Raw genomic sequence first — 18,768 nt, 5'->3', positions numbered from 1 at the left:
TTTTCAATGATCTCAAACCCAAAACTCAAAGCCTTAACTCAAGGCCTCTCAGCGTTTGTGGACGGGAATTATAGGAAAAATATCCAAAGAAGTCAAGAGGTTTTTGCGCAAACATGAAAAATATGGCAAAAAAAATTTATTTCCCGTTTCCGACACTGTTTTTTGTAACTATTTTACCCATTTTTACTCCTTCTCTTTCTCCTTCCCCATTTTTCGACAAACGAACGGTTAATCAAAATTCTGTATAATCCCTTTTATAAAATACCTTATAAAGGAAAAAGCAATGGCTTTATATGATCGCGAATACGCACGTGAAGGTGCTTTTGGCTACGAGAGCGCTCACCGCAGTGAAGCGCAGATCGTTTCGTTTGTAAAAGATACCTACAAACTTTTTGCCGCTTCGATGCTGGCCGGGGGCGTAGGTGCCTACGTAGGAATCCCTTATGCGGGAATCGTTGCGGCCAACTACTGGTGGATCGCCATCCCCTGGATGCTCTTTGGAATGTTCGGGCTTCAGTTCATCAAGAACAAACCCGGCGTCAATATGATCGGGTTGTTCGCCTTTACCTTTGCCAGCGGGGTCATCATCACTCCGCTGCTCAGCCATATCCTCGGAATGGCCGGCGGGGCTACGATCGTGGGTAATGCCTTTTTCATGACGGCGGCGTTGTTCGGCGGACTCAGTTTCTTTGCGATTAAAAGTACGAAAGATTTCACCAGCTGGTCCAAGCCTATCATGATCGCTTTCTTTATTATATTGGCGGTCTCACTGATCAACGTCTTTTTCCTGAAAAGCCCGATTCTTTACGTGGCGATTCAGGCGATTTTCCTTCTCGTGATCAGTGTGATGGTTCTTATCGATACCCAAAACGTGATCCGCGGAGCGTATGAGACGCCGATGGACGGAGCCGTTGCTCTCTACCTCGATTTTTTCAACCTCTTCGTGACGCTGCTCCAGCTGTTCGGAATTTTCGGAAACAATGACGAATAACACTCTCCCCCCCGAACTCCTTCGGGTGGCGGACGCCAACCTGAACCGCCTGAAAGAAGGGATCCGTGTGATTGAGGACATAGCGCGCTATGTTCACAATGACAAGGAACTCTCCACTGCCCTCAAACATCTTCGCCATCGATGCCGGATCGAACCCCTCGAAGCGCTACTGGCTTCCCGTGACAGCATTAACGACGTACTTCGCCCGACCATGAAAAGTGAAATGGACCGCACCGATTTACGCTCGGTCATTATCGCCAATTACAAACGGGCGCAGGAATCGTCGCGGGTTTTGGAAGAGCTTTACAAAATAGCAGACCCCGAATGCAGCGAAACGTTCAAACACATCCGCTACGAACTCTATACATTAGAAAAGAAAAACCTCTTGTCTTAATGGCGGCATTCGTCGCCGCTGCAATGACGTCGATGTTCTTCGAACTCTTCGGAAACGTGAAGGTTCGAGCACGACCCCAGCAAGCCGTATAATTCCATTTCCCTTCCGGTGATATGGCGCAGAACGTTTCCTTCCGCATCGATAAACGCGAAAAGCTCGTTTTTATGCTCGTTTTTTTTGATGTGCTGAGAGAAGATGACGTATCGTGCGTTTTTCAGATCGGGGAACCGCTCGCACGTCGCGATGAACTTTTCGCATTCACGGTTGATCTCTTTGATTTCCAGGAATTCCGATTGGATCGCTTCTCTGAGAACCGGCAAAAGTTTGGGGATAACCTCGGAAAGGTTGTCGTATTTTTCGATTCCCTTCATCGTCTTCTCCTTGCGAATTCTTTGACATTATCCCGATAGTATAACGCTTTACATCAAAAAAAGTGCCTCCTTTCAAGTTAACCTTTCATTATAAATATGAGTTCAAATTTGAAAGCTCGGATTCGATACCATTCCAAAATCACAAGGGAGAAAAGGGTTTCATGCATACATTGGCACAACTGCGTTCCGGGAGCCTCAAAGGGATCAGGCGGTTAAACCTCCGCGACAATCTCACAACCTTTCCCGAAGAAATTTTCGATCTCGCCGATACGCTTGAGATCCTCGATATGAGCGATAACGCCCTCACCTCGCTTCCCGAAGGGATACATCGCCTCCACCGACTGAAAATCGCTTTTTTTTCAAATAACCGTTTTACGGAGGTTCCCTCGTTCAAAGGGTGTGACAATCTTTACATGATAGGGTTTAAAAGCAACCTGATCGAAAAATTCGACGAAGACGTTCTTCCCGAGGGGGTCAGCTGGCTGATCCTGACCGACAACCGCCTTACCAACCTCCCCCGCTCGATCGGAAAACTCACACGGCTCCAAAAATGCGCCCTCGCCGGGAACCGTCTCGAAACCCTCCCCGACGAGATGGCTGCATGCCGCAATCTCGAACTTCTCCGCCTCTCGGCCAACCGTCTGGAATCGATCCCCTCGTGGCTGTGGAATCTGCCGAAACTCTCCTGGCTGGCATTTTCGGGCAACCCGTGCAGTGCCAACCCGCAATTCGAGCTTCGGGAGACGGCATACGAATCGTTGGAGGTTAAAGAAAAATTGGGGTCAGGGGCTTCGGGGGAGATATTTAAAGCCTATTCAACGCCCCACGAATCAGAAGTGGCGCTGAAACTGTTCAAAGGCGCGATCACGAGCGACGGTTATGCGCACGATGAGATGAACGCCTACATGAGTGTCGGGGAACATCCCCACCTCATCAAAGTTCTCTCGAAACTGCAAGGGGATGAGCGTCTGGGGCTGGTGCTGGAGTATATCCCAAACGCTTACCGGAACCTGGGGCTTCCACCCGATTTTGAGACCTGCACCCGCGATACATTCGAAGAGGGAACCCTCCTGACCCCCGAAGAGGTCCTCGAAGTCGCCCGGGCAATCGCCTCCGCAGCGGCGCACCTGCACGCGCGGGGACTCATGCACGGCGATCTGTACGCCCACAACATCCTTATCAACGACGAGGGGCACTGCTATCTGGGGGACTTCGGTGCGGCTACGTTCTACGAACCGCACCGCAAAGAGTTCGAAAGAATCGAAGTACGCGCGTTCGGATGCCTCCTCGAAGACCTGCTGTCGCTGTGTTCCATCAAGGAGGAGGCAATCTACAACGCACTCGAAACACTCAGGCAACAGTGCATGCTCGAAGAAACCGCCCTGAGACCCTTATTTTCGGAAATGAGGGTCTAGGAGGACGGCGAAGTGATGAAAAGCACTTCAAATTCCAGATGCTTCAGAGGATAATCCCTCATCAGCGCCTTCGTCCGGGCGACGTCCAAAACGCGTCGCCCGCCGCTCACTCCGCTGCGCTTGATGTAGCGGAGCATTTCCCGAACCGAATCAAATTCCAACGTCGTATGAAGCACTTCGAACCGGGCATTCATATATTTTTCGGCAATCGCCATCACCTCATCACTGGAACGCAGCAGCGGAGTGACTCCCGCACATTCATGAAGGGTTTTAAACGTTCCTGCGGTGAAGATCGCCAGCGACATAGGGGTATTGAGCGAAGCGAGGGAATGAAAAACGCCGTCCAGATCGTCCGCCCATTGCAACGCCGAGGCGGAGTAAATGCGATCGAAGCGTTCATCCCTCAATCTCTCAAACAGTGAGGGATCGTTGAAGTTGCCCAATATCAGTTCGACGTGGGATGCTTTGGGATGATGTTCCAGCATCGAAGCGGAGAAATCGATGCCGACAAAACGCTCGATCTCCCAGTCGATCAGCCAGTAGAGGGTTCCGCTTCCGCATCCCAAATCCAAAATACGTTTGGGATAATCCTGCGTCGAGGAGATCAGCTTATCCGCAACATGGCGCTGGATGACATTGCGGCTGCCGTACTCTGCCGCGTAACGGGAAAATTCATGACACGCGTTGTTCATCGGCGGTTGATCACCAAGGCGACGATGAAAAACGCCAGGAGGCACAGTACGATCGCCGCACCGCTGGGAAGCGAGAAGAGATAGGAAGCGCTCAGTCCGATAACGACCGAAATAAGAGAGATAGCGATAGAGAGAAGCGTGGTGGGATAAAAACCGAGCCCGAATCGGATCGCGGCGACGGGAGGGATCACCATCAATGCGCCGATTAAAAGCGTACCGACGACACGAATCGAAAGGGCGATAATGACGGCGATAACGCTGACGAGCATAAAGTTGAGCATGGTTACTTTGATGCCCCCTGAGCGGGCAACGTCTTCATCGAACGCGATGAAGTAAAGTTCTTTGAAAAAGAGAATCAGCAGCGCCATCGCCACCCCACCTGCAATCCCCATCACCCACAAATCCTTAACGCTTACCGAGAGAATCGAACCGAACAGGTAGCTGAACAAAGAGGCGTTAAACGACCCTGCCAAAGAAACGATCACGATGGCAAGGGCGAGGGAGCCGGAGAGAAAAATGGCGAGCACCGAATCCGAATACATCCCGTGAATACTGCGCAGATACTCTATCAACCATGAGGCGATCAGCGATGCGGCGACCGCCATCCATAACGGAGCGATCCCGAACAGCAGACCGACGGCAACTCCGACCAGCGACACGTGCGCCAGCGTTTCACTGAGGAGCGAATAGCGGCGAAGGACGATAAACGAACCGCTCAAAGAAGCAAGGACGGCGATCATCAATCCCGCGATAAAAGCACGCTGCATAAAGGGGTAATCAAACATTTCCAACATTGCTACCTCTTTTAGTGATTATGACACACCACGTGTGCCGGTGTACCATAGAGTCGGCTCATCTCGTCGCATCGAATCATTTCCGCGGGATTTTGAGAGACGAGGAGCGTTTGATTTACAAACAAAATACGGGTAATGTCTTCGGCTATTACCCCGATATCGTGAGTAATGAAGAGGATAGACATTTTTTTGGTACGGTTGAGGGTGCGGAGAAGTTCGTAAAAACGGTGCTGCGATTCGACATCGACTCCCGTATTCGGTTCATCGACGATCAGCACTTCAGGCTTGGAAGCAAGGGCGCGGGCGATCAGCACCCTCTGACGCTGACCCCCGGAGAGGTTTCCGATGAGGCGATCCGACAAATCCGAAACCCCCATCAGCTCCATCGCCTCGCTTATCGCTTCTTTGTCTTCGCGTGATTCGAATCCGAAAATCCCCCGTCTGGCGTATCGCCCCATCCCGACCACTTCGCGTACCGTCGCGGGAAAAGCGTTATCCACCAAAGCCGAGCGCTGGGGAACATACCCGATGCGGTTCCAGTCGCGAAATTTTTTTTGAGGGGTTCCGAACAATTTTATCTCGCCCGATGTCGGTTTTTCCAGCCCCAGCAAAAGACGGACAAGGGTGGTTTTCCCCCCGCCGTTTGGACCGATGATAGCGCAATACTCTCCCGGCAAAATTTGAAAACTGGCCTCCTTGAGGACCAAATTCCCCTGCCGCTCAAAGTTAAGATCGTTCACTTCAAAAAGGCTGGGGGAAAATTTCAACGGCACTCCATCGCTTCTCGTAATTTTTTCAGGTTCTCCCGCATTATCGAGAGATAGGTCTGATGTGATTTTAACTCATCTTCACTGATATTCTCCAGCGGTTGCAGCGCTACCGCCTTGGCACCGGTCTCTTTGGCAATCGTCTGGGCGACGTTATCGTTGATCAGCTCTTCAAAAAAGATCGTTTTCATCCCGTGCTCTTTGACCGTTTCGACCACATGGGCTACCGTCTTTGCGCTTGGCTGCTCATCCGATGATAGTCCGATCACCGATATGTTTTCGAGGTTATTCGCATGGGTGAGGTAACCGAAAGCGTCATGATTGGAGATCAACGTACGATTTTTGCATTCCGCCAATCCTGTCGCATATTCCGTTTTGAGCTTTTGCAGTTCGGCGATGTAGGCAGCCGCGTTTTTGTGGAATTGCTCTGCCTTAGCCGGAAGAAGTTTCGAGAACTCGGCATCCAGTGTTTGGGTCATTTTGATCATATTGTCGATATCGAGCCAGTAATGGGGGTCATACGCACCGTGGTGATCGTGTTCTTCATGGTCATGCGCATCGTCTCCATTCTCTTCGTGCGCGTGTTCGTCATGATGTTCCTCTTTGTTTTTTTGCAATGCGACGTATTGGCTCATATCCACCGTTTTGGTGGATGAGGGGATCGTATTTTTCAACGCCTCGGCCCATGTTTCAAATCCCGCCCCGTTATAAACAAACAGTCCGGCGCCGGATATCTCGGCTACTTGGGCGGGGTTCGGCGAAAACATATGGGCGTCGCTTCCCAGCGGAACGATAGAACGGACATCAAGCGCATCCCCGGCAACCATCCGTGCCGCTTCATAAAGCGAAAATGTACTCACCGACACAATCGGTTTCGCTTCCGAACCCGTTTCTTTATTACCGGCCTGCGGCGCAAAAAAGGCGATTCCGGCAACGACCGCCACAATGATGCTTCCAAATATCGACAAGCGTTTCATGTCCATAATTCAGGTTCCTTATATAAAATCTGGATACCATTCTAATGCAACTCAGTTGCAATAAACCTTAAATTTTAAGAAGTCTTATCAAAATGACCCTTGATGAAAAAATTGCCCTGAAGGGCTTTAGGCTCACCTCGCCCCGCAAAAGAATTCTTGCCATCTTTGCTCAGCAGCACCATCCGATCAGTTTTGAAGAATACGCCTCTCTCGATCCCGCCATCGATAAAAGCACTTTTTACCGGACAATGCAGGCATTCGAGCAAGCCGATATTATCAACAGAATCGAATCGGATGAAGGAAAACGGTACTTTGAACTCTCAGGAATCTTTCACCCCCATTTCATCTGTCAGAACTGTCATATGATTGAGTGTCTGAGACCCCAAAACGTCAGCATGCCCGAGGGGTATACGATCGATGCGGTCATCTACAAAGGAGTCTGCCCCTCATGCTCCGTATCCTAATCGTATTATCCGCCTGGTTTTCTTTTAGCTGGGGCTGTCTGGCATGCAGTTACGGCGACATCAAAGTTCTCACCCATCTTTATCTGAACGTCTCTCAGAACAAACTCTCCTCGGTCGATGTCGAGTGGACTCTGGACCCTACGTTCTCCCAAATGGTGCTGGGAGATTTCGACACCGACCGCAACGGCAAATTCAACAGGTCCGAAGAATACGAAATCTATAAAGCAATGCTGAGTATGAGAGAAACCGGTTTTTTTATCCGCCCTTCCGTGAACGGCCGGCCGATCCGACTCAAAGAACTCAAACATTTTGCCGTCCGTTACGACAAAGGGCTCGTCATCTACCGCTTTAACATTCCCGTCGATGCGCCGATTAAAAAATCCCTCCGTCTTCGTATCGCATATGATGCCGAAGCGGCCTACAACAACGAAATCATCTATCACCTCAGCGATAAAAACGTCTATCTGAACCCCGAACAATCGGTACTCATGAGGAAGAAACTGACCGTACCGAGGATTTCCAAGGGATCCGATTCGATCCTCGACCTCTATCTGTATCCCCGCGAAATCGCCCTCGCTTCGCCCTTGGGCGGGAAGGTTCAAAATCACTCGCCCGAAGGCGAATTCACCCAAAGCCTCCGGTCCCTCACCGAAAAAATCCACGGTGCGATGGTCGAAGCAAAGGAAAATCCGAACCTTTACAGCATCGGGATTATTTTGCTGTTTTCGCTCCTTTACGGTATCCTCCATGCCGCGGGACCGGGGCATGGCAAAACGCTCGTAGCGAGCTATTTCAGCACCAACGACCGGAGCTACGCACGGGGGATCGGGATCGCTGTGCTCATCGCCGCCACACACGTCGCAAGCGCGTTGGTTCTGACGACGATCCTCTATTGGTTCGTCCATACGATGTTTTCACAAACCATTTCGGACGTCTCTTTGTACATGACGAAACTGAGCGGATTGGTGATCCTCGCCGTCGCCCTCTATCTGGCCCGTCAAAAATGGCACTACTATCGCCCCAGAAACGCTAAAATGACGTTCAGCGCCACGGCACCGCATGCAAGCAGCTGCGGATGCCACGGTTGTCAGACGAGCGCGAAATCGACCGATTTGATGCTGATACTGGGGGCTGGGATGGTCCCCTGCCCGGGGACGGTCGTCGTTTTCTTGTTTGCCATCTCGATGGGGGCGTATCTCCTAGGAGTTCTGAGCGCCGTGGTGATGTCTCTGGGGATGGGAATCACCATTGCCCTTACCGCCGTGATGGGAACGGCATTGCGCCGCAAAAGCAGTTCCTACGGCGCCAGAATGCTTCAAGCCGTCGATATTTTAGGGGTCGGCGTGATGATCTTCGCAGGGACGTTCTTAATATTTTCATAGCCCGCGTATGCTATAATCGCGAACTTTTTCTCATCACAAGGACAATTTATGACAGGTATTCTGCTCATCGTACAGATCGTTTTGGTCGTTATGATCACGATCGCGGTACTTTTGCAAAAGAGCTCCAGCATCGGGCTGGGAGCGTACAGCGGCTCAAACGAATCGGTCTTCGGAGCCAAAGGTCCCGGGAGTTTTCTGGCGAAAGTGACGTTTTTCCTCGGATTCGTTTTCGTCGTAAACACCATCGCGCTGGGCTATTTCTACGCGCAGCAGAAAAATGCGTCGGTCATCGACGCTTCGGTCGAAAAAACCGATGTCGCGGCACCGGCCATCAACATCGCCAACGACGCGAACGCCAGCAAGTAACAAACCATTAGCCAAGGAGATTTTATGCTGAACGAAGTGTATCAATTTTGTGAAGAGCAGATGCAAAAAGGGGTCGACCACATGCTCAGCGACTTCAGAACGCTGCGTACCGGAAAAGTGACAACCAAAATTCTCGACAACATCCGTGTCGAAAGTTACGGTTCGATGGTGCCGCTGGAACAGGCCGCAAGCGTGCTGGCCACCGATGCGACGACAATCACGATCTCTCCGTGGGACAAATCGATGCTCAGCGTCATCGAAAAAGCGATCCAGAAAGCCGACATCGGCGTCAACCCGAACAACAACGGAACCGACGTCAAGCTTTTCTTCCCTCCGATGACCGTCGAACAGCGTCAGGAATCGGCGAAAAAAGCGAAAGGGATGGCCGAAGAGGCCAAAGTCGCCGTCCGTAACGACCGCAAAAAAGCGAACGACAAAATCAAAGCACTCGAAAAAGACAAACTGATCACCCAGGACGAATCGAAAGTCGCCCAGGAGAAAGTTCAGAAAATCACCGACAAATTCACCGCAAAAATCGACGAACTGCTCAAAAACAAAGAGCAGGAACTGCTGACGGTATGACCATGGACGTCAAACAGATTTATCTCGATGCCGACGCGATGCTCGAAGGGCACTTCAAGCTCAGTTCGGGGAACCATTCGCAGTATTACCTCCAATCGGCGAAAGTACTCGAAGACCCAAAAACGGCGAAGCTCCTCGCCGATGCCCTTGCCGACGTCATCCGCAACGACGGAATCGCGATCGATACGGTCTGCGCACCCGCACTCGGCGGCCTGATCGCCGGGTTCGCCCTCGCCACGGCGCTGGACAAGCGCTCTATCTTCGCCGAGCGGGTAAACGGCGAGATGCAGATCCGACGCGGGTTCGAAATCACTCCGGGCGAAAAAGTCCTCATCTGCGAGGACATTATCACGACCGGCGGTTCAGCGATGGAAGCGGCCAAGGCGATCGAAGCGCTCGGTGGAGAGGTCGTCGGATTCGCCGCTCTGGCCAACCGCGGCTTCTGCAAACGCAGCGGCAGTCCGCTTGAGCGGAAACCGAACTGCTCCCTGCCCGAGAACAAGCCCCTTTTCGCGCTGGCCGATTTCGATTTCGAAATGTACGCCCCTGAAAACTGCCCGCTGTGTGCCGATGGAAGCGAGGCGATCAAACCGGGGTCGAGAGGGAATTGATGTCCGCCAATCCTGAAAATTTCAAAGTCGATATGGCGCATCTGCAAAAGGTGCAGCGTACGATTCGCAAAGCGGGGAACATTTTCCCCAACGAGCAGCAACTCGTCAACACCCTCGAAGAGCTTATCATCAAAGCGCAGGACGATACGTCGCTGAACGCCTATTACAGCATGGCGCAGTATCTCAAGCAGCGCCTTAAAGAACTCAAGCAACACCTCGATCAGCCTCTTGAAGCGGTCGATGCGGCCCTCGAAGACCTAGACTGGTCGATCCGCTACCTGCAGTGGCTCGTCACCGAACAGCCCAAAGAGAGCTGATTCGTCTTTATTCTTTATTTCTCCAGTTCGCACCGCATCGCTTCGGAAACGAGCCGTGCGGCCACCTCTTTTTTCCCGTCGATCGTAATCGAGATCGGCAATCCCCGCAACGAGCGTTTTTCTTCGAGGTTGACCACTTTCACGACCAGTTTGACGTTGGGGGCATGGGCAATCACCGCTTCGCAGATGAGACGCTTTTTTTCCATGTTATCGAGGGTGACGATCACGCTGGAGGCGTCTTTGATAAAGAGCTTGTCGAGGATCGCCGTTTTCGACATATCGCCGAAATAGACCTCTTCACCGTCGCGCAGCGCCTCTTCGACGTGTTTATAGCTGTTGTCGACGACAACGTAATCGACCCCTCCCGCACGCAGCTCTTTGGCTACGAATTTCCCCACGACCCCGTATCCGCAGACGATAACGTGGTATCGGCGCCCGGGAAGCATGCTGAAACTCTCGGTCAGACTCACCCCTTTGAAAAAATAGTCGCTGATGCGTGAGAGGTTGGAGAGGATAAACGGGGTAACGACGATCGACATGACGACGGCGAGGACAAGAATCTGGGACAGTTCCTGGGGTATCAGTTTGTAGTTCCCAGCCAACGCGAAAATAGCGAATGAAAATTCCCCGACCTGCGCCAGAGCAACCGCCGTTTTGAAAGCGATTTTGGCTTTCGAATAGATACGCACGACCCCGAAGATGACGATGGCCTTGATCGCCAGAATCGCGGCGAGGATCGCAACGATCTGGCCGAAATGGCTGACAAAGAGGGCCAGATCGATCTTCATCCCGACGGTGACGAAAAAGGTCCCCAGCAACAGGTCCTTGAACGGGGCAATATCCGATTCGACTTTATGGTGATAGCGGGTTTCGGCAATGATCATCCCCGCAACGAACGCCCCCAGCGAATAGGTGAACCCGAACGCGTGCGCGAGCAATGAGGCCCCGACGACGATCACGAGAACCGACCCCATGAAAAATTCGTCCACCTCGCTGGAGGAGGCAAAATGGAGCAGCCACGTCATCACCCGTTTCCCGACGATAAAGAGCAATCCGACGATCAGCACGGCACTGACCGTGGTTTGGAGCAATACGTCGCCGATGCTCCCGCCGTCGGAACTCAAGAACCCGATCAAAAGGAGGATCGGGATTACCGCGATGTCCTGAAAAATCAGTATCCCCGTCGCCTTTTGACCGTAAGGGCGAACGATCTCCTTCGTCGCTTTGAGATAGCTCAATACTACCGCCGTCGAAGAGAGCGACAACGCCATCGACGTTATCAGCGCGGCGGCAAAGGGGATATGGAGCACCCAGAACGAAAGGGCAAAAAAGATGAGTGCCGATACGACGACCTGCAGCGCCCCGTTGAAAAAAACGTCGGTTTTCATCGTCGCCAGCCGCTGCAGCGAAACTTCCAGCCCGATCGTGAACATCAGGAATACCACCCCGAATTCGGCGATCATCTCCAGCGTATGCGAATCGGCCATGTGGCGCAGATCGAATACATAGGCAACCGTTACCCCCGTCATGATGTAGCCGATGATCTGCGATACTCCCAACCGTTTCAATATGAGGTTGACGACGATCGAGATACCGAGCGCTATCGTGACGTAATAGAGGGCTGATTCCATAATTATCCTTTTTATAAGCGATAAAAGTATATAATGGCTGACTTAAATTTCGGCTCCAAGACGTCGCCGTAATGGCCTTATCCGGCCTTTTTCCAGCAAATCAGACCCATAACTCGAAGGAACAACCCATGACCAAGTATATTTTCGTAACCGGCGGTGTGCTCAGTTCACTCGGTAAAGGGATCACGGCGGCCAGTATCGGCGCGCTTCTCAAACACTCCGGCAAAAACGTCGGTATGCTCAAAATCGATCCCTACATCAACGTCGACCCCGGTACGATGAGCCCGCTCGAACACGGGGAAGTCTTCGTCACCAAAGACGGCGCCGAAACCGATCTCGATATCGGGAACTACGAGCGTTTCCTCAACACCTCCTATCTGCGCACCAGCAACTTTACCACGGGTCAGGTCTACAGCAGCGTCATCGAGCGCGAGCGCAGCGGCGGGTATCTGGGTCAAACCATCCAGGTCGTCCCCCACATCGTCGGCGAAATCGTCGACCGGATCAAAAAAGCGGGCGAGGGGCATGATATCCTCGTTGTCGAGCTGGGCGGAACGGTCGGGGACATCGAAGGATTGCCCTACATGGAAGCGATCCGGATGATGAAACACGACGAAGAGGTCGAAGGGACCTTTTTCATCCACGTCACCCTCATTCCGTTCATCAAAGCCGCTGGAGAGCACAAAAGCAAACCGACACAGCACTCGGTCCAGGAACTCCGTCGTATCGGGATCACCCCGCAGATGATCATCGCCCGAAGCGAAGAACCTCTCCCCAAAACGTTCAAGAAAAAACTTGCTCTCAGCTGCGACGTGAGCAGCGACAGCATTATCGAAGCGACCGACGAACAGACGATTTACGCGGTGCCGCTGAGCTTCCTGCAGCAAAACATCCTCGCCCCGATCGCCAAGGAACTGGGACTCGGCGAACTCAAACCCGATATGGAACAGTGGGATTCGCTGGTGAAAAAGATCGTCTCCCCCAAACACCGCATCACGATCGGTTTCGTCGGCAAATACCTCGAGCTCAAAGAGTCGTACAAATCGCTCATCGAAGCGCTGATCCACTCGGGCGCCCATCTCGATACCCGCGTCGCGATCAACTGGGTCGATTCGGAAAAAATCGAAACGCAGGGGGCCGAAGCGCTTCTGCGCGACTGCGATTCGGTCCTTGTTGCCGGCGGATTCGGAAACCGCGGCGTCGAAGGGAAAATCGAGGCGATCCGTTATGCGCGTGAAAACAAGATCCCTTACCTGGGAATCTGCCTTGGGATGCAGCTCTCGATCGTCGAATACGCCCGCAACGTTCTGGGCTACGAAGACGCCAATTCGATCGAATTCAACGTCCATACGACCCATCCGATGATCTACCTCATCGACAACTTCATCGACCAGTCGGGCCAAAAACAGCTGCGTACCCACACCTCCCCGATGGGCGGAACGCTCCGCCTTGGCGAGTATCCGTGCGAAACGAAACCCGGATCGAATCTGCGCGAAGCCTACAACGGCGAAGCGGTGATCTATGAACGCCACCGCCACCGGTACGAAGCGAACCCGACCTACCGTGAAGCGCTGGAAAAAGCGGGGATGATCGTCACGGGAGAATCGAACGGTCTGATCGAAGCGGTCGAAATCCCGTCCCATCCGTGGTTCCTCGGGGTGCAGTTCCACCCCGAATTCACCTCACGCCTCCAAAGCCCGAACGCCTCGATCCTCGCGTTCGTCAAAGCGACTTTTACGCATGCGAACCCTGCCTGAGGTTCCCCTTCTAGACCATGCCGCACTGAGTGAATTTCTCGCACGCCGGTTCGGCGGTGCGTCCGAAAAACTCTCCGATCTCCCCCATCCGCAAGAGCTCAAAGACGCCCGAAAGGGGGCCGAACGTCTCGCCCGGGCGATCCGTTCGAATGAACGCATCGCGGTTGTCGGCGACTACGATGTCGACGGCGTCACCTCGACCGCCATCGTCAAACGCTTTTTCAATCTCATCGGTTATCCGCTTGAGACCGCAATACCCAACCGTTTCACCGACGGATACGGGGTCTCTCCGGGAATTCTCGAAAGGATCGATGCCGACGTCGTCTTCACCGTCGACAACGGGATCAACGCTTTTGCCGCCGCCGACGCGTGCCGCGCACGCGGGATCGACCTGATCATCACCGATCACCATACCCCCTCGGACACCCTTCCCGATGCTTACGCCATCATCAATCCCAAACAACGCGACTGTTCCTACCCCTACAAAGAGATCTGCGGTGCACAGGTAGCCTGGCTTTTTATGGGCCTGCTCAAGCAGGAACTGGAACTCTCGGTCGACATGCGGCAGTTTTTTCCGTTTCTCGCCCTGGCGGTGATTGCCGACGTGATGCCGCTGGTCGGGTTCAACCGCTCGATCGTCAAAACCGGGCTGGAGATGATGCAACGCTCACCGCTCCCGCCGTTTGTCATGATTCGCGACTATCTCAACCGCTCCGCAATCACTTCCGAAGACATCGCGTTCCAGGTCGCCCCCCGGATCAATTCCGCCGGTCGGCTCGAAGACGCAAAAATCGCCCTCGACTTTCTCCTTGCCGAAACGACCGAAAAAGCGTTTGAACAGTTCGAACTCCTCAGCGCACTCAATACTCTCCGCAAAGAGACCGAAGCCCAGACGACCGAAGAAGCGATGCTGCGGGTCTCCCCGGACGACAGGGTGATCGTTGTTGCGGGAGAGCACTGGAACGAGGGGGTTGTCGGGATCGTCGCCTCACGTCTGGTAAGCCGATTCCAAAAACCCGCGATCGTTCTTAGCATCCACAACGGCATTGCCAAGGGATCGGGCCGCAGCATCGGAAACGTCGATCTTTACGCACTTATCAAATCGCAGGAGGAACTGCTCGACAAATTCGGCGGGCATAAAATGGCGGCGGGACTTTCGATGCCGGGTGAGCGCGTCGAGCAATTCCGGCGCGATATCAACAAAGTTGCCGAAGGGGTCGATCCCAACGATTTCATTCCACACACCGATATCGTCGGCGAGCTTGAACACCATATGATCAATTTCGAGCTGCTCGAATTGCTCGAGCGGTTCGAGCCCTACGGGGAAGGAAACCCGCGCCCCCGTTTCTTGCTGCGGGACGCCGAAGTGGTCAACGTCAAGCTTTTCGGAAGCGACCAGTCCCATAGCCGGCTGGAACTGCGCCCCTCGAAAACGCATCCCAAAACGATCGAACTCGTTGCCTTCCGTCAGGTGCTCGAATGTCCCGACAGCCGCACCATGAGCTGTAGCTACACCGTGAATAAGAACGAGTGGAACGGACGGGTTTCGCTGCAACTGATGCTGGAGAGGGTCTTCTGATGCGTGGGGCGCTCCTTGTGCTGCTGGGGGTTCTTATCGCCGGATGCGATTCTCCCGAAGACCCTTCCCTCCCCTATCCCATGACCCTTACCTCCCAGGGGCTGGGTTCGCTGCGGATGGGGACAGCATTCGAACCTTCCCTGATTCAGGGCAAACTCCCCGGACTGAACGTCGAAAAACTCTCCCAGATCGTTCCGCAGGGAGCCGAAACCCTCCTCGTCATCAAACGCGGCGATACCGTGTTGGGGTATGTCTTTCCCGACGATAGCGGTAAAAGCGTCGCCAAAATCGCCGTCACAACCCCCCTCATCCCCGACGAAACCGGGCGAAAGACGGGACAACCTCTCCCGCCGCTTGCCAAAATGCGGTGCAGCGGGGATGAATGTGCCTTCGTTGATTCGCCCCTGCGCTACCGGATCGATCCCGCCAACCGTATCATTCGCGAAATCGTCGTGCAAAAGCTATAATACGGCATGGATACATTTTTTATCGAATTTAGAGACCCTCTTTTCGGCGTCATCGTTTTTTTCTTCCTCCTTTTCGTCCTCTCGTTTCTGAGCTACTGGTGGGGGCGGCACAAAACGGCAAAAGGGCACCGCGATCTCGAATCGTTTCTGGGAAAATTCGAATCGCTCGAAGATGAGAACCGGCTACGCGATCAGGTACAGACCAACTCCCTCCCAAACGAATCGTGGCTCATGCTTGCCCACAGCTACGAAATGCAGGGAAACTTCGAAAAAAGCGTCGAGATCTATCACGCACTCCTCTCCAAAAACCGTGAAACGACGTTTCAAAAAGAGGTGCTGCTGCTTCTGGGGAAAAATTATTTCAAAGCGGGGTTTCTCGAACGTTCCCGACAGACTTTTTTACAGATTCTCCAAAACCATCCCCGCTCCCCCCAGGCGCTCCATTATCTCATTTTGATCTATGAACAGCTGCGCCAGTACGACAAGGCACTCGAAGTGATGGAATCGCTGCAGGAGATCGCCTCCGATTCACTGGACGAAAAACTCTATCTCGAATGCCGGTTGCTGCTGGGGGATCATACCGTCGGAACCGATGAGAAGGGGGAGCGCCTTATCGAGCTTTACGAGCGCCACCGTAAACTTGGGTATCTTGTATTCGAATGGCTTTTCGCCAACCGCCCCGCACTCGCATGGAGCCGTTTCGACCAGTCCCTCGCACCCCGTCTGAGCGACGTGCTCTGGCGTCTTAGAGACGATAATCTCGATTTGGATATAATTGCAAGCAATACGTATCTGCGCGAGCTTTTCAGCGCAAAAGGCTCCGTCTCCCTTGCGGAGGGGAGCGGCGTGTTCGAACTCGACGTGCTGATCGCGCTGCGCAAATGCGGTATGGGAAAAGCGGCCCTGCAGTTCGAGTACGCGTGCGGCGAGTGCAAGCAGATATCGTTTCTGCCGTTTCACCGCTGTCCCCATTGCCATGCGATTGATACGGTAGAGGTGATGATGAACCTGTCACGGGAGCGGTATGAAGAAAATAACTCTCTTCAGTGACGGCTCGGCGCTGGGCAATCCGGGGCCGGGAGGATTCGGCGCGATATTGCGCTATGGGACTAATGAAAAAATCGTCCGCGGAGGCGAACCCCATACGACGAACAACCGGATGGAGCTGCGCGCCGTTATCGAGGGGCTCAAAGCCCTCAAAGAACCCTGTGAGGTGACGATCGTTTCGGATTCGAGCTACGTGATCAAAGGGATCAACGAATGGCTTGAGGGGTGGGTGAAGCGCAATTTCGCAAAGGTTAAAAACCCCGATCTGTGGCGCGAGTACCTCGCCGTCTCCGCTCCCCATGCCATCCGGGGGGAGTGGGTACGGGGGCATGACGGCCACCCGGAGAACGAAGAGTGCGACCGGATCGCCCGCGAAGAAGCGGGAAAATACAAAGAAGGATTGAACACATAATGAACGATTTGCAAGCCCTGCAGCGGCAGCTCGGGTACCGATTTGAGAATCAAGAGCTCCTTATTGAAGCGCTGACGCACAAAAGCTACAAACAGCCCTACAATAATGAGCGCCTCGAATTTTTGGGCGACGCCGTCCTCGACTTGATCGTCGGGGAATACCTCTACAAAAAATTCGCCGATTTCGACGAGGGAAAACTCTCCAAAATGAGGGCTTCTCTCGTCAACGAGGGGGGGTTTACCCGCCTTGCCAACCATCTGAATCTGGGGGAATACATCTATCTCTCCAATGCCGAGGAAAATAACAGCGGGCGGACCAAAAGCTCGCTGCTCTCGAACGCTTTCGAAGCGGTGATGGGGGCGATCTACCTTGAAACGGGGCTGGAGAAAGTCCGTGAGATCACCATTTATCTCCTCGAAAACGTCCACGACGACATCTCCCTCGATTCGCTCTTCAAAGATTACAAAACCTCGTTGCAGGAGCTGACCCAGGCCCATTTCGGGATCACCCCCGAGTACGACCTCATCGCGGCCCACGGGCCCGACCACAAAAAAGAGTTCGAAGTGGCCGTCAGCATCGACGGCAAACGGTATGCCTCAGCCTGCGGTAAAAGTAAAAAGCAAGCGCAGCAGGAGGCGGCCAAAATCGCCCTGGAAATGCTGAACAAGGAGCTCAAATGAATCGGTTCGGAGAGCGTTTTACGATTACCACCTTCGGAGAATCGCACGGAAAGGCGATCGGATGCGTACTTGATGGCGTACCGGCGGGTCTTGCGATCGACGAAGCCTACATCCAAAGCGAACTCGACCGCCGCCGTCCGGGTCAAAACGAGTTTGCCACCGCGCGCAAGGAAGCCGACAAGGTCGAAATCCTCAGCGGCGTCTTCGAAGGCAAGAGCACCGGGACACCCATCATGATGGTCATCTACAATACCGACCAAAAAAGCGGCGATTACTCCAACGTCAAAGACATTTTCCGTCCGGGGCACGCCGACTTCACCTATTTCCACAAATACGGCATCCGCGATTACCGCGGCGGCGGCCGTTCTTCGGCACGCGAAACGGCGGCACGGGTGGCCGGCGGCGCCGTTGCGAAACTGATGCTCCGCGAACTGGGGATCGATTTTGCCAGCGGGATCAGCGCGATCGAGGGGATCGAAGCAAATACGCTCGATTTCAGCCGCGTCGCGAACAGCCCGATTTACGCCCTTGATCCCTCTGTCGAAGAGGCCCAGAAAGAAGCGATCCTGCGTGCCAAAAATGCCCATGACGCAGTCGGCGGCGTAGCCACGGTTAAAATCAGCGGCCTTCCGGTCGGCCTGGGCGAAGGGCTCTATTACAAACTCGATGCGGTACTCGCCGAAGCGATGATGGGGATCAACGCCGTCAAAGCGGTCGAAATCGGCGAAGGGGTCCGCAGCGCACGCCTCCGGGCGAGCGAAAACAACGATCCCATCACCCCCGAGGGATTCAAAACCAACCATGCGGGGGGAATCCTGGGAGGGATGAGTAACGGCGACGACATCCTCGTACGCGTCCATTTCAAACCGACCCCTTCGATTTTCATCGACCAGGAGAGCATCGATACCGCCGGCCACAGCGTCCACGTCTCCCTCAAAGGGCGGCACGATCCCTGTGTCGCCGTCCGCGGATCGGTCGTGGCCGAATCGATGGCGGCCCTCGTTTGTGCGGACATGGTATTGCTCAACATGGGGCGGACAATGAAGGGCCTCAAAGGGTATTACGGCTAATT

At 53.6% G+C, this 18,768-nt stretch carries 22 protein-coding genes; 16 read left to right on the top strand and 6 right to left on the bottom strand.

Annotation, left to right across the window (positions count from 1 at the left end):
- Positions 1-283: 283 nt before the first annotated feature.
- Positions 284-991 (top strand): Bax inhibitor-1/YccA family protein, encoded by a 708-nt coding sequence (locus tag E0765_RS11160; RefSeq protein WP_132813310.1) that lies wholly within the window; start codon positions 284-286, stop codon positions 989-991.
- Positions 981-1,385, top strand: coding sequence for a thiamine-phosphate pyrophosphorylase (locus E0765_RS11155; RefSeq protein WP_165921749.1), 405 nt, complete (start codon positions 981-983; stop codon positions 1,383-1,385). The genes E0765_RS11160 and E0765_RS11155 overlap by 11 nt, the downstream gene beginning before the upstream one ends.
- Here the strand turns inward: E0765_RS11155 and E0765_RS11150 are convergent.
- Positions 1,382-1,756 carry a hypothetical protein gene (locus tag E0765_RS11150; protein WP_132813309.1) on the bottom strand — a complete coding sequence of 125 codons (375 nt, stop codon included), beginning with the start codon at positions 1,754-1,756 and terminating at the stop codon, positions 1,382-1,384. The genes E0765_RS11155 and E0765_RS11150 overlap by 4 nt on opposite strands.
- 161 nt (positions 1,757-1,917) lie before the next feature.
- On the opposite strand from E0765_RS11150, the gene E0765_RS11145 reads away from it, so the two are divergent.
- Positions 1,918-3,171, top strand: coding sequence for a leucine-rich repeat-containing protein kinase family protein (locus E0765_RS11145; protein ID WP_132813308.1), 1,254 nt, complete (start codon positions 1,918-1,920; stop codon positions 3,169-3,171).
- Here E0765_RS11145 and E0765_RS11140 read toward each other — a convergent pair.
- The 4 genes from E0765_RS11140 to E0765_RS11125 are packed head-to-tail and all read right to left on the bottom strand — an operon-like array spanning position 3,168 to position 6,407.
- On the bottom strand, positions 3,168-3,863 hold the full coding sequence (locus E0765_RS11140; protein WP_132813307.1) for a methyltransferase domain-containing protein: 696 nt from the start codon (positions 3,861-3,863) through the stop codon (positions 3,168-3,170). The genes E0765_RS11145 and E0765_RS11140 overlap by 4 nt on opposite strands.
- Positions 3,860-4,657 carry a metal ABC transporter permease gene (locus tag E0765_RS11135; protein WP_132813306.1) on the bottom strand — a complete coding sequence of 266 codons (798 nt, stop codon included), beginning with the start codon at positions 4,655-4,657 and terminating at the stop codon, positions 3,860-3,862. Before E0765_RS11135 ends, E0765_RS11140 begins: the two co-directional genes overlap by 4 nt.
- Positions 4,658-4,668: 11 nt before the next feature.
- A complete protein-coding gene (locus tag E0765_RS11130) occupies positions 4,669-5,430 on the bottom strand; it encodes a metal ABC transporter ATP-binding protein (RefSeq protein ID WP_368666186.1) in 762 nt (253 codons plus the stop codon).
- Positions 5,421-6,407 carry a metal ABC transporter solute-binding protein, Zn/Mn family gene (locus E0765_RS11125; RefSeq protein ID WP_132813304.1) on the bottom strand — a complete coding sequence of 329 codons (987 nt, stop codon included), beginning with the start codon at positions 6,405-6,407 and terminating at the stop codon, positions 5,421-5,423. The genes E0765_RS11130 and E0765_RS11125 overlap by 10 nt, the downstream gene beginning before the upstream one ends.
- A gap of 86 nt (positions 6,408-6,493) precedes the next feature.
- Between E0765_RS11125 and E0765_RS11120 the strand changes: the two genes are divergently transcribed.
- From E0765_RS11120 to E0765_RS11095, 6 genes are read left to right on the top strand one after another with little or no spacing between them, the layout of a single operon-like run.
- Entirely contained in the window at positions 6,494-6,865 is a 372-nt protein-coding gene (locus tag E0765_RS11120) for a Fur family transcriptional regulator (RefSeq protein WP_132813303.1), read from the top strand.
- Positions 6,850-8,247 carry a DUF1007 family protein gene (locus E0765_RS11115; protein WP_132813302.1) on the top strand — a complete coding sequence of 466 codons (1,398 nt, stop codon included), beginning with the start codon at positions 6,850-6,852 and terminating at the stop codon, positions 8,245-8,247. The genes E0765_RS11120 and E0765_RS11115 overlap by 16 nt, the downstream gene beginning before the upstream one ends.
- A gap of 48 nt (positions 8,248-8,295) precedes the next feature.
- Entirely contained in the window at positions 8,296-8,613 is a 318-nt protein-coding gene (gene secG, locus E0765_RS11110; RefSeq protein WP_132813301.1) for a preprotein translocase subunit SecG, read from the top strand.
- Between the two features lie 24 nt (positions 8,614-8,637).
- The gene (gene frr / locus E0765_RS11105) at positions 8,638-9,195 is read left to right on the top strand and encodes a ribosome recycling factor (RefSeq protein ID WP_132813300.1); all 558 of its coding nucleotides are present in this window, start codon (positions 8,638-8,640) and stop codon (positions 9,193-9,195) included.
- A gap of 2 nt (positions 9,196-9,197) precedes the next feature.
- Positions 9,198-9,806, top strand: coding sequence for an orotate phosphoribosyltransferase (pyrE, locus tag E0765_RS11100; RefSeq protein ID WP_132813299.1), 609 nt, complete (start codon positions 9,198-9,200; stop codon positions 9,804-9,806).
- Positions 9,806-10,123, top strand: coding sequence for a hypothetical protein (locus tag E0765_RS11095; protein WP_132813298.1), 318 nt, complete (start codon positions 9,806-9,808; stop codon positions 10,121-10,123). Before pyrE ends, E0765_RS11095 begins: the two co-directional genes overlap by 1 nt.
- Before the next feature lie 14 nt (positions 10,124-10,137).
- Here the strand turns inward: E0765_RS11095 and E0765_RS11090 are convergent, their stop codons facing one another.
- The gene (locus E0765_RS11090; RefSeq protein WP_132813297.1) at positions 10,138-11,754 is read right to left on the bottom strand and encodes a cation:proton antiporter; all 1,617 of its coding nucleotides are present in this window, start codon (positions 11,752-11,754) and stop codon (positions 10,138-10,140) included.
- 128 nt (positions 11,755-11,882) lie between these two features.
- Between E0765_RS11090 and E0765_RS11085 the strand changes: the two genes are divergently transcribed.
- Genes E0765_RS11085 through aroC form a run of 7 tightly spaced genes read left to right on the top strand, consistent with a single transcriptional unit; the run spans position 11,883 to position 18,766 of the window.
- A complete protein-coding gene (locus E0765_RS11085) occupies positions 11,883-13,511 on the top strand; it encodes a CTP synthase (RefSeq protein WP_132813296.1) in 1,629 nt (542 codons plus the stop codon).
- The gene (recJ, locus tag E0765_RS11080) at positions 13,495-15,090 is read left to right on the top strand and encodes a single-stranded-DNA-specific exonuclease RecJ (RefSeq protein WP_132813295.1); all 1,596 of its coding nucleotides are present in this window, start codon (positions 13,495-13,497) and stop codon (positions 15,088-15,090) included. Before E0765_RS11085 ends, recJ begins: the two co-directional genes overlap by 17 nt.
- A complete protein-coding gene (locus E0765_RS11075; RefSeq protein WP_132813294.1) occupies positions 15,090-15,557 on the top strand; it encodes a hypothetical protein in 468 nt (155 codons plus the stop codon). Before recJ ends, E0765_RS11075 begins: the two co-directional genes overlap by 1 nt.
- 6 nt (positions 15,558-15,563) lie before the next feature.
- Complete coding sequence (locus tag E0765_RS11070; RefSeq protein ID WP_132813293.1) at positions 15,564-16,607, top strand: tetratricopeptide repeat protein; 1,044 nt, start codon at positions 15,564-15,566, stop codon at positions 16,605-16,607.
- A complete protein-coding gene (gene rnhA, locus E0765_RS11065; protein ID WP_132813292.1) occupies positions 16,582-17,016 on the top strand; it encodes a ribonuclease HI in 435 nt (144 codons plus the stop codon). The genes E0765_RS11070 and rnhA overlap by 26 nt, the downstream gene beginning before the upstream one ends.
- Positions 17,016-17,696 carry a ribonuclease III gene (gene rnc / locus E0765_RS11060; RefSeq protein ID WP_132813291.1) on the top strand — a complete coding sequence of 227 codons (681 nt, stop codon included), beginning with the start codon at positions 17,016-17,018 and terminating at the stop codon, positions 17,694-17,696. The genes rnhA and rnc overlap by 1 nt, the downstream gene beginning before the upstream one ends.
- Positions 17,693-18,766 carry a chorismate synthase gene (gene aroC / locus E0765_RS11055; RefSeq protein WP_132813290.1) on the top strand — a complete coding sequence of 358 codons (1,074 nt, stop codon included), beginning with the start codon at positions 17,693-17,695 and terminating at the stop codon, positions 18,764-18,766. The genes rnc and aroC overlap by 4 nt, the downstream gene beginning before the upstream one ends.
- Positions 18,767-18,768: the final 2 nt, after the last annotated feature.

This window comes from Sulfuricurvum sp. IAE1, assembly GCF_004347735.1.
Taxonomy (GTDB): Bacteria; Campylobacterota; Campylobacteria; order Campylobacterales; family Sulfurimonadaceae; genus Sulfuricurvum.
The sequence above is the reverse complement of the archived record's forward strand: the minus strand, read 5'-3'. Positions and strand labels throughout refer to the sequence as shown.